This is a genomic window from bacterium, assembly GCA_021159335.1.
Taxonomy (GTDB): Bacteria; UBP14; UBA6098; order B30-G16; family B30-G16; genus JAGGRZ01.
This window is the reverse complement of record JAGGRZ010000038.1, coordinates 1-9,027: the sequence shown is the minus strand read 5'-3', so window position 1 is coordinate 9,027 and position 9,027 is coordinate 1. Positions and strand designations below refer to the sequence as shown.

General features: G+C 27.1%; 19 protein-coding genes. 16 read left to right on the top strand and 3 right to left on the bottom strand.

The window, feature by feature from the left end:
* From J7J62_02365 to J7J62_02310, 12 genes are all read left to right on the top strand, one after another.
* Positions 1-339, top strand: a 339-nt coding sequence (locus J7J62_02365; GenBank protein ID MCD6123998.1) for a hypothetical protein, incomplete at its 5' end; no start/stop codon positions are given.
* Positions 340-349: 10 nt separating this feature from the next.
* A complete protein-coding gene (locus tag J7J62_02360) occupies positions 350-571 on the top strand; it encodes a hypothetical protein (protein MCD6123997.1) in 222 nt (73 codons plus the stop codon).
* A 19-nt stretch (positions 572-590) separates the two neighbouring features.
* Complete coding sequence (locus J7J62_02355) at positions 591-1,415, top strand: site-specific DNA-methyltransferase (protein MCD6123996.1); 825 nt, start codon at positions 591-593, stop codon at positions 1,413-1,415.
* Positions 1,412-2,455, top strand: a complete 1,044-nt coding sequence (locus J7J62_02350; protein MCD6123995.1) for a site-specific DNA-methyltransferase — start codon at positions 1,412-1,414, stop codon at positions 2,453-2,455. Before J7J62_02355 ends, J7J62_02350 begins: the two co-directional genes overlap by 4 nt.
* Positions 2,452-3,105: a site-specific DNA-methyltransferase gene (locus J7J62_02345; GenBank protein ID MCD6123994.1), complete on the top strand. Its 654-nt coding sequence runs from the start codon at positions 2,452-2,454 to the stop codon at positions 3,103-3,105. Before J7J62_02350 ends, J7J62_02345 begins: the two co-directional genes overlap by 4 nt.
* A gap of 65 nt (positions 3,106-3,170) precedes the next feature.
* A complete protein-coding gene (locus J7J62_02340) occupies positions 3,171-3,464 on the top strand; it encodes a PQ-loop repeat-containing protein (protein ID MCD6123993.1) in 294 nt (97 codons plus the stop codon).
* Between the two features lie 229 nt (positions 3,465-3,693).
* A complete protein-coding gene (locus tag J7J62_02335) occupies positions 3,694-3,900 on the top strand; it encodes a hypothetical protein (GenBank protein MCD6123992.1) in 207 nt (68 codons plus the stop codon).
* Between the two features lie 20 nt (positions 3,901-3,920).
* Positions 3,921-4,457: a DNA methyltransferase gene (locus tag J7J62_02330; protein MCD6123991.1), complete on the top strand. Its 537-nt coding sequence runs from the start codon at positions 3,921-3,923 to the stop codon at positions 4,455-4,457.
* Between the two features lie 103 nt (positions 4,458-4,560).
* Positions 4,561-5,334, top strand: a complete 774-nt coding sequence (locus tag J7J62_02325; protein MCD6123990.1) for a phosphoadenosine phosphosulfate reductase family protein — start codon at positions 4,561-4,563, stop codon at positions 5,332-5,334.
* Positions 5,335-5,518: 184 nt separating this feature from the next.
* A complete protein-coding gene (locus J7J62_02320; GenBank protein MCD6123989.1) occupies positions 5,519-6,055 on the top strand; it encodes a hypothetical protein in 537 nt (178 codons plus the stop codon).
* 1 nt (position 6,056) lies between these two features.
* Entirely contained in the window at positions 6,057-6,455 is a 399-nt protein-coding gene (locus J7J62_02315; protein ID MCD6123988.1) for a hypothetical protein, read from the top strand.
* A 58-nt stretch (positions 6,456-6,513) separates the two neighbouring features.
* Positions 6,514-6,753, top strand: a complete 240-nt coding sequence (locus tag J7J62_02310) for a hypothetical protein (protein ID MCD6123987.1) — start codon at positions 6,514-6,516, stop codon at positions 6,751-6,753.
* A 99-nt stretch (positions 6,754-6,852) separates the two neighbouring features.
* On the opposite strand, the gene J7J62_02305 is transcribed toward J7J62_02310, so the two are convergent.
* The 3 genes from J7J62_02305 to J7J62_02295 are packed head-to-tail and all read right to left on the bottom strand — an operon-like array spanning position 6,853 to position 7,484.
* Entirely contained in the window at positions 6,853-7,074 is a 222-nt protein-coding gene (locus tag J7J62_02305; protein MCD6123986.1) for a hypothetical protein, read from the bottom strand.
* The gene (locus J7J62_02300) at positions 7,059-7,214 is read right to left on the bottom strand and encodes a hypothetical protein (protein MCD6123985.1); all 156 of its coding nucleotides are present in this window, start codon (positions 7,212-7,214) and stop codon (positions 7,059-7,061) included. The genes J7J62_02305 and J7J62_02300 overlap by 16 nt, the downstream gene beginning before the upstream one ends.
* A gap of 18 nt (positions 7,215-7,232) precedes the next feature.
* The gene (locus J7J62_02295) at positions 7,233-7,484 is read right to left on the bottom strand and encodes a hypothetical protein (GenBank protein MCD6123984.1); all 252 of its coding nucleotides are present in this window, start codon (positions 7,482-7,484) and stop codon (positions 7,233-7,235) included.
* Between the two features lie 137 nt (positions 7,485-7,621).
* On the opposite strand from J7J62_02295, the gene J7J62_02290 reads away from it, so the two are divergent.
* The 4 genes from J7J62_02290 to J7J62_02275 all read left to right on the top strand — a co-directional run bounded on the left by J7J62_02290 (position 7,622) and on the right by J7J62_02275 (position 8,981).
* Entirely contained in the window at positions 7,622-7,801 is a 180-nt protein-coding gene (locus tag J7J62_02290) for a hypothetical protein (protein MCD6123983.1), read from the top strand.
* Complete coding sequence (locus tag J7J62_02285) at positions 7,798-7,983, top strand: hypothetical protein (protein ID MCD6123982.1); 186 nt, start codon at positions 7,798-7,800, stop codon at positions 7,981-7,983. The genes J7J62_02290 and J7J62_02285 overlap by 4 nt, the downstream gene beginning before the upstream one ends.
* Positions 7,984-7,995: 12 nt before the next feature.
* Positions 7,996-8,184, top strand: coding sequence for a hypothetical protein (locus J7J62_02280; protein ID MCD6123981.1), 189 nt, complete (start codon positions 7,996-7,998; stop codon positions 8,182-8,184).
* A gap of 617 nt (positions 8,185-8,801) precedes the next feature.
* The gene (locus J7J62_02275) at positions 8,802-8,981 is read left to right on the top strand and encodes a hypothetical protein (GenBank protein ID MCD6123980.1); all 180 of its coding nucleotides are present in this window, start codon (positions 8,802-8,804) and stop codon (positions 8,979-8,981) included.
* Positions 8,982-9,027 lie beyond the last annotated feature (46 nt).

The window sequence follows — 9,027 nt, the reverse complement described above, 5'->3', positions numbered from 1 at the left end:
GTTTCATTCAATGTATTAAAGAAAATATATCAAAACATGTTTGTAATTTACATTGCATTCACAAAGCAGATGAAGAATTTTATAAAAAACAGGAAAAGGAAAATAAATATGAATAAGAATGAAAGATATGCATATATAATATTTCATTCTCCATTATGGCAAGAACCAAATAAAGTTTGGGCTTTCCTTGATGAAGAAGCAGCAATAAAATTCATAAAAAAATCATTAGTATGGGATAATAGTTTTATTGAAAGTAAAATAGATGATGAAACTATTTGTTGGACATCTCAAAAATTTAAAAAACACATACAATTGACCAAGATTAAATTGATATATTAGGAGATGTAAAATGAAACAATTTTTAGGAAATCACAAAAATTTCGATATTTATTTCATAAAAGATGAAGGCACAGGAAATAATTCATATTATGAAGCAACAAATAACATTTTAAATGAAAAATATATAATCGTTGCAATTGATTTCGAACAAGCAAAAAGAATTTTAGACATTCTCATTGGAAATAACAATTTTATGTTAATAGCTAGTGAGCAAAATGCTTATTTAGGATAAAGCTTAAAAAGTAAATGAAATGAAAGACAACAAATTTGTAAATAAAATAATTTGTGGAGATTGTGTTGACGTATTAAAAAATCTCCCAAATCAATGTATTGATTTAGTCGTTACTTCTCCTCCATATGATAATGTTCGGTTTTATAAAACCTCAAATGAAAAAGAATTAGATAAGATTTGGAATTTCAAAAAATTTAAACAATTATCTAAAGAACTATACAGAATAATGAAAGAAGGCGGTGTGATAGTTTGGGTATGCAATGACGCAGTAATAAACGGCTCAGAATCTGGAACATCATTTAGATATGCATTACATTTCAAAGAGATTGGCTTCAACTTACACGATACAATGATCTATATGAAAAATAGTAATCCCTTTCCAGAAAAGAATAGATATTATCAATGTTTTGAATACATGTTTGTTATTTCAAAAGGAACACCAAAGACATTTAATCCAATTAAAGATAGAAAAGTAAAATGGGAAAAACCATGGGGACAACGAAGTGAAAGATTGAAAGATGGTACATTAGTTAAAAAATCAATAAGTTATCATGAGTATAGTATTAGACGTAATGTTTGGAAATATAATACTGGTTATGGTTTTTCCACAAAGGATGAAATAGCATATAAACATCCAGCTATATTCCCAGAACAATTAGCTATTGATCATATAAGAACTTGGACTAATGAAGATGATTTAGTTTTAGATCCGCTTGCTGGTTCATGTACAACATGCAAAGCTGCTAAATTGTTAAGAAGGAATTATGTATGCATTGATATTTTTGAAGAATATTGTAAAATAGGCGAAGAAAGACTGAAGAAAGTAGTTCCAAAATTACTATGAAAGAATGGTTTAAGACAAAACTTGGAATCTTATATCAAGGACATGTATTGGATGTATTAAAAAATTTGCCTGATGAAAGTGTAGATTGTATTATCACTAGCCCTCCATATTGGAATTTAAGAGATTATGGTGTAAAAAGACAAATTGGATTGGAATCTACTCTTGAAGAATATATTACAAAGATGTTGCAAGTTACATTTGAACTTAAAAGAATATTGAAAAAAACAGGAATAATGTTTTGGAATCATGATACGAACATGAAGAATAAATGTAATACAATTCAAAATTGGAGATTAATAATTAAAATGGTAGATGAACAGAACTGGATTCTTCGGGGAAAAGGTCCCATAATATGGTACAAGATAAATAGCACGCCGTCTTCAATTAAAGATACATTTACTCATTGTTATGAACCTATATTTATGCTAGTTAAAAATGAAAAATATTTTTTTGATTTAGATGCAGTGAGAATCAAATATAATCCTGATAGTTTAAGAGAAAGCAAACGAGGAAAGAAAAATCCAAAAGGCAGCAATAGACAAGGCCTAGACAAATGGAAACTTAATCCCTTAGGAAAAAATCCTGGTGATGTTTGGCCACTTGCAATTGAACCATTTTCAGCTAAAAAATTAGGATTAGAGAATATCGAACATTTTGCTACGTTTGGAGAACGATTGATTGAACCATTGATAAAAGTAGGTTGTCCACAGTGGATTTGTAAAAAATGCGGTTTTATAAGAGAAAGAATTACAAAAACAGAATACAAAGGAGATACACCAAATATAGCAAAAGGCAAAGACAAAATGGCTTTTCAATATGAAAGGAGAAAAGAAGCAATTCATTATACCATTGGCTGGACAGATTGCGGCTGTAATGCAGGATGGAAAAGCGGAACTGTACTTGATCCATTCATGGGATCAGGAACAGTGGCAGTAGTGGCAGAAAGATTAAAGAGAAAATGGATAGGTATAGAATTAAATAAAGATTATTGTGAAATTGTGAAAAGAAGATTAAAAAAAGCGGTTCCAAATTTATTATGAAATTGTACTTTCAAAATAAATTAGGGAAAATTTATCATAGTGATTTATTGGATTTAACAAAAGAAATTAAAAATGAAAGTATAGATTGTATAATAGCTGATTATCCATTCAGTTATTTAACAAAAAATGGAAGGAAGATAACTGATGATAAAATATTAAATTCGTTTATCTCTAATACAGCTGATGAATTTTATCGTATTTTGAAATCTTATAGAATTTTAGCAATTTTTTGGCAACCTATAATGATGTATAAATTTACACATCACTTTTCAAATAGATTTGATGTTTTAAACATCATTTGTGTTAAAAATATAATTAGATGGTCATGGAAATATCTTCCTTATAATTATAATATTTTGATGTTGCTTTCCAAAGGAAGGCCGCCAAAATATTGGGATAGAATAAAAGGTTTAACTGATTTATGGGATGATTGTAATCGTGGTAGATTATATCACAAAGAACAAATATCACCAATCATTGTAGAAAGAATTTTAAAAATGGCAACTAAAGAAAATGATTTGGTTTTAGATGCATTCACTGGCGGTGGAAATATAGTTCTTATGTGTCAAGAAATGGGAAGAAGATTTATTGGTTGCGACATTGATGTTGGAGCATTAAAAATTACAATGCAAAGATTAAAAAAAATTTGAAATTTAATGTTGACATTTAACAAAAAAATAGTTATACTAAATGATACTAAATATGGAGTTTAGAAATGGACAGAATTTATGATACAAATTTAACATTATGGTGGTTATTCTTATTAGCAGGCGTTTTGTGGACCGTTGAAACTATCCCACAAATAATCAAAACATTAAGAATAAAGTCTTCTAAAGAATTTAGCATTCCATTTCTTGCATTATCTCTTAGCGCATTTTTTTTATATGGATTATGTTGTTTAATAAATCACTTGTGGTATTTATTTATAGCAAACTTAATTCCTGCACTTTTTCATACGATTTTATTTATACTTATAATTTTATATCGTAAGGGCAGCAATGATCTCTAAAAAACAAATAATAAATGTAATTGGTTTGGTTTTTGCCGCTATCTGTTTAGTGATATGGCCAATTGTGTTAATTTCAGGTGCTTGCTTCGTTGTAAATACAATTGCGATCATTTTAAATAAATTTAGTTCTTCAGAAATAACTATTATTTTTATTACAAGTTTTTCAACTTTAATTATTGCTCTTTTGCTTAGTAAAATATTGAAAAAATAGTATATTGGAGAAGGTAAGATGATTTATGTAAATTCTTATAAAGATTGGGATGTTTATTTTGATAAACCATATTTTCTTATTATTTCCAAAGAAAATAAAACAATTATTGGAAGATATCTAGATAGAAAATTAGTTATAGAAGCACTTAAACATTTGGAAAAAACAGAAGCAATTAAATGGAAACAATTAGAATCATTTTTTAATGATTCAAGAGTTGTAAAATAATAACTTTTGAGAATAATTAGATGATGGGTACTCTAAAATTTAAAACAATTTTAGCAGATCCACCTTGGCAATATAAGAACAAAAGGGCAGGTGGATCAATGAAAAGTGGAGCGGCACAAAAGTATCCTGTTATAAGTTTAGAAAAATTAAAAACATTTCCAATAAATAAAATAACAGATAAAGATTGCATTTTGTGGCTTTGGGCTACTGTGCCATTGTTACCAGAAGCATTAGAACTTATGAAAGCATGGGGATTTAGATATAAAACAGCAATATTTTGGCGAAAAATCATGTTTTTGGGAATGGGTTTTTGGTTTAGGGGACAGGTTGAAATGTTACTATTAGGAATAAAAGGCAAAATTAGAGCATTTAGATGTCAAAAGCCAAATTTTTTACAGACTAAAGTTGGTAAACATAGCGAAAAACCAATTGAAATATATCAATGGATAGAACCAGTTAGTCCAAAACCAAGATTAGAATTGTTTGCAAGAAGGAAAAAACCTAATTGGTATTGTTGGGGAAACGAAATAGAAAGCGATATAAAAATTGATTTTTGAACAAAATTATTATGCTATAAGCAAAGGATGTGAATTAAAATGGCAAAAAAGAAATGTCCAGGATCAAAAATTAGAAGTAAAGGGAAAGGAAGGGGCCTAGGCCGTGGTAAAGGCAAAGGCCCCATTGGAATTCCAATTGGTTATGACAAAAAAAGAAAGTAACATATTGCATATTGCCTGTATATCTGGTGGAAAAGATAGTACAGCTATGTTGATTTTAATAAAGAAATATGGTCTTCCTTTAGATTATGTACTGTTTGCGGATACAGGCGCTGAATTTGATGAAGTATATAAAACAATTGAAGATATAGATATTTGGGCAAAAGAAAATTTGAACATTGGCATCACAAGAGTAAAAGCAAAATATGATATGATATATTATTTGACAAAATATAAAAGAAAAAGAGGAAAGTTTATAGGCAAACCATATATCTTTCCTACGCCAAGGTTCCGTTGGTGTACATGGGTTTTAAAAATTTGTCCTATGCGTAAATTTGCACATAAAAAATTAAAGGAATTAAACAAAGACGATTATATATTTTATGTTGGCTACAGGCCAGATGAATTTCAAAGATTGAAGAAAAAACGTCATAAAGAGGTATATCCTTTAGTAAAATATAATATTAACAATACCTTAGATATTTGCTCAAAAGAAGGGTTTAATTTTTATGGATTATATGAAAAGTTTAATAGAATTTCATGTTGGCTTTGCCCTTTCCAAAGTGAAAAGGATTTATATGCATTAAAAAAATATTATCCAGAAAAATTTAAATATTTATTAGAGTTAGATAAATTTCAAAGAAAAACAACAGGTCATGGTTTTGGATTTAGACAAAATGATGTATTAAAGAAAATAAGTATTGGATTTTCATTATGACAACAAAAATTATTAGATTAAGTGACGGTTCTTATGGTATAAAAAATCAAAACAAAGATAATGATGAAAATACTTATCCTTTAACTTCCAAATGCTTAAATTGTGGCCATACTTATATAAATGATACTTGGATTAATATAAATGGCCAGTTTAAATCAATTTGCCCATATTGTAATGCTAAAAAATGTTTACATTAATAAAAAGAATAAATAAAAAATCTAAATATCCATGTCTAATATGTAAAGAACCAATCTTAAAAGAAGAAATTATAACAAAAGAAGAACAACGTGAATATTATATTCAATTCAAAAGAAAAGATTCACGAATAAAATTATGGTTGGACAAAATATCAAAATTACAGGAGTCCTTAGTAGATTCTTTTGATATAAACAAAATTGTAGTTAAAGAATATGACTTAATTTTTCCAAAAATGTTATTTACTAATACCATATCATCTATGTATTATAAAGGCAGAGTAGGAAGGCAATTAGATTTAATTGTATATCATGATACTATTCCATTAGCATATATACAATACAGTTCACCTATTTTAAATAAACAATTAAGCAATTGGATTAAAAATAAATATGGCAAAATTGATTTTTCATTAATTAATGAAAAAATTGTTGATTTATCTATTTGCATTAGCTTTGGAAGTTTGACCAAATATCTTTCAGGAAAATTGGCTGTATTTACAGCCTTAAAGCAAAGAAACAGTTAATTTGTTTAATGAAAAATATGGAACTGATATAGAAGTAGTATTTACAACTTCCATATTTGGAAAATCATCATTGTATAATAGAATAAGAAACCTAAAATATCTTGGCTTAACAGAAGGCTACCATTTAATTCTGCCTGAAAAATGCATAGAAGAAATCCAAGAGATTTATAAAAAACATTTTCCACATAGAAAAATAAAGAAAACTGCATTAGCAAGACATGTAATTAGAATGTATGACCATTTGCAAAAAGCTGGAATAAAACTATCATTTAAAATTCCTAAATTAACTCGTGGCGTTTATATTTGTGAAAATTTATTGCCATTAAAAGATAATTTAGAACATTGGTATTATAGATGGTTTTTACCAAGGAAAAATAGAATTATTGCAAAAGAATGCTAAAAATAACATTTTTTGGAAATATCTTGACATAAAACAAATTAATGCTTATCTATATAATATGAGAACGATTTTTGGATTAATAGCTGGCTATGGAAGCTTATTATTTCAAATGGCGATTTTATTAATTCTATTGCCATTTATTTTGATTCTTTTACCATTTGCTTTATTTGCCGAATGGTCACAAAAACAATTAGAAAAAATGGAAAAATCCCAAAAACAGGAAAATTTTCCTAGATTAACCAAGGAAGAATTAGAAAAAATTGATAGGATTATTTTTATGAGATCATTTCGACGTTAATTATTTTTTTGAAAAAAATAATAAAAAATTCCAAATGGAATGATAAAACCTATAATGAAACCTAAGATAATATCATTCATATTTATTTAACTCCAATATTTAAATTCTTATAGTTACTCTGCAAATATCTTTAATTTCATTGCAAAGCCGTTGTGCAATCTTTCCTACTATTTCATAATCCCATTTAGATTCAGGAATAAGTTCTATAACTTTTCCATAAATACGATTATCTCCTTTTATTCCCACACTATAAGCAGGCAAAAATTCCCACTTACCTTTAAAATTCTCTTCTTTTAAAATTGCCGTTATTTTTTCACACATCTCTTTTTTATTTCTTCAAGCACTGCATAAAGAAATTCCTTATCTTCTTTATGTTTTCTTAAATCATGTTGCATTAGAATAAGTTCTGTAACAGAAAGTTTTTTTATCCATTCCTTAAACTTATCTATTTGTTGCATCATCTACTCCAAATTAGATTTTTATACTTTCCAAGCGACTATTTGATCAAAAACTAATGATACATATTCAGTTGTTTCACATTGACCATAATGTTCATTATTATGAAATATAAGCGCTTTACTCCTATTAGAATTTTTTAAATTAAGTAAATAAAGCTTTTTAAATATTTTTTCACAATTTAATACTGTTCCGTTTGTTGTATGGATGTATTTGTATTTTGATACATCTATTTTTGCATTATTTTTGTATATTATTGTTTTTATCCTTTCCATATGACTCCAAATCAAATATATGAACATTATACTATGAAAAAAAAATATGTCAATACCTTATAAAAATTTAAATTTAAAAAATAACCCTATTGACTTTTTGAAACAAAAGTCTTATATTATAAATAATGGAAAAGATAATCTATAAAGGTTGGATAATAGCCGATTATAAAGATAAAGAATTCCTAGAAAAAATCGGCATTAAATTAGGCAAATACAATGAAAAAACTAAATCATTTGAAGATTGTATAGTGTCATCAGAAGCTCTTGAAAAATTAGATCCTTACTGGGGACGTTTTTATTGGGGGCTAACAGAATGAACAAAAATGAAAATTTAAGACAAAGATTATATGCAAAACTTCCTGACCTAATGGATGCAAAAATTAAATTAAAACTTTTATTTTGGAAATTGAAAGAAAGGAAAGATTATGCGCAAGCTCTAAAAGTACAAATGCAATTAGAAGTATTGGAAAAGACCATTAATCTTATAACTCGATTATAAGGAGAAAAAGGAATGGAAAGTGAAAATAAAACAAGAAGGTTTGAAATTGTTTGCCATGAGACAATATCCAATTATAAGATTGACATCTTAAAAGATAAAAGAACTGATAGAAAGTTTCTAATCATAAAAGATTTGGAGCTTAAACAAATGGCCATGTGTCCTTTGCACAATCCCAATTTAGAGAAAGTGTATTATGGATAAAAAAAATGCTATTTTTTCATTCTCTGAAGAAATAGAAAAAATAAAAGGAAAAATTGGGAAATCTATATATATTTTAGAATGGGCCTAAGTCGCCACGCCCCCCCATGGGCCTTTGCAAAAAAACGCATTTTTCCAATGTTTTTTGCATATTGGCATGATTTTTGCATTGGAATTTTTCTGGCATACTTTTTGCATAAAATTGCTAAATGTTAGGCCCACTAAACATTATTAGCTATTATTAACTTTGCCTTTGCAATTTTTATGCCAATTGCTTTATTTTATTGATTATATCTACTTTTTCCTAGAAATGTTAGGCCCTTTAGACTTTGTCTAGTGAGACAGAAATATTAAATTTAATATTTAGCATAGGCCTAACATTATTCGATGTAGATTTTAACTATATTTTAGGGCATAAGTTAGGTCAATTAGACATTTAAATTTAAAATAATAAATCGTTTGATAATGTTTAGTGGAACTAAGATTTAATTGGTTATATGATATGCAAGATATAATTGTATAAAGATAATCAGATAGTAAGATAATCAGAACTTGACAATAATCTTAAAATCTGATAATCTTATAGTATTAATACAATTAATTATATGGAGGATTAAATTATGAACCAAAAAAAGATAACTGTAATTTTACCAGTAAAAAAATATGAATTACTTAAAATACTGGTAAAAATAAAAGATACTAATTTTAATAATTACATTAATGATTTAATTACTAAGGATTTAAAATTAAATATAGATAAAATCAAACAATATCAGAAAATGTTTAATGATAAATCTTAGGTCCACTAAACATTATTTGGTGCTTTAGACAATTTCCAGTAAAGTT

What these genes read in the sequence shown, in the direction of transcription:
- J7J62_02285 (MCD6123982.1), top strand. Translation starts at nt 7,798, where the DNA reads ATGAACAAAAATGAAAATTTAAGACAAAGATTATATGCAAAACTTCCT.
- J7J62_02300 (MCD6123985.1), bottom strand. Translation starts at nt 7,214, where the DNA reads ATGATGCAACAAATAGATAAGTTTAAGGAATGGATAAAAAAACTTTCT.
- J7J62_02345 (MCD6123994.1), top strand. Translation starts at nt 2,452, where the DNA reads ATGAAATTGTACTTTCAAAATAAATTAGGGAAAATTTATCATAGTGAT.
- J7J62_02320 (MCD6123989.1), top strand. Translation starts at nt 5,519, where the DNA reads ATGTTTACATTAATAAAAAGAATAAATAAAAAATCTAAATATCCATGT.
- J7J62_02335 (MCD6123992.1), top strand. Translation starts at nt 3,694, where the DNA reads ATGATTTATGTAAATTCTTATAAAGATTGGGATGTTTATTTTGATAAA.
- J7J62_02360 (MCD6123997.1), top strand. Translation starts at nt 350, where the DNA reads ATGAAACAATTTTTAGGAAATCACAAAAATTTCGATATTTATTTCATA.
- J7J62_02310 (MCD6123987.1), top strand. Translation starts at nt 6,514, where the DNA reads ATGAGAACGATTTTTGGATTAATAGCTGGCTATGGAAGCTTATTATTT.
- J7J62_02295 (MCD6123984.1), bottom strand. Translation starts at nt 7,484, where the DNA reads ATGGAAAGGATAAAAACAATAATATACAAAAATAATGCAAAAATAGAT.
- J7J62_02280 (MCD6123981.1), top strand. Translation starts at nt 7,996, where the DNA reads ATGGAAAGTGAAAATAAAACAAGAAGGTTTGAAATTGTTTGCCATGAG.
- J7J62_02350 (MCD6123995.1), top strand. Translation starts at nt 1,412, where the DNA reads ATGAAAGAATGGTTTAAGACAAAACTTGGAATCTTATATCAAGGACAT.
- J7J62_02305 (MCD6123986.1), bottom strand. Translation starts at nt 7,074, where the DNA reads ATGTGTGAAAAAATAACGGCAATTTTAAAAGAAGAGAATTTTAAAGGT.
- J7J62_02340 (MCD6123993.1), top strand. Translation starts at nt 3,171, where the DNA reads ATGGACAGAATTTATGATACAAATTTAACATTATGGTGGTTATTCTTA.
- J7J62_02275 (MCD6123980.1), top strand. Translation starts at nt 8,802, where the DNA reads ATGAACCAAAAAAAGATAACTGTAATTTTACCAGTAAAAAAATATGAA.
- J7J62_02355 (MCD6123996.1), top strand. Translation starts at nt 591, where the DNA reads ATGAAAGACAACAAATTTGTAAATAAAATAATTTGTGGAGATTGTGTT.
- J7J62_02330 (MCD6123991.1), top strand. Translation starts at nt 3,921, where the DNA reads ATGATGGGTACTCTAAAATTTAAAACAATTTTAGCAGATCCACCTTGG.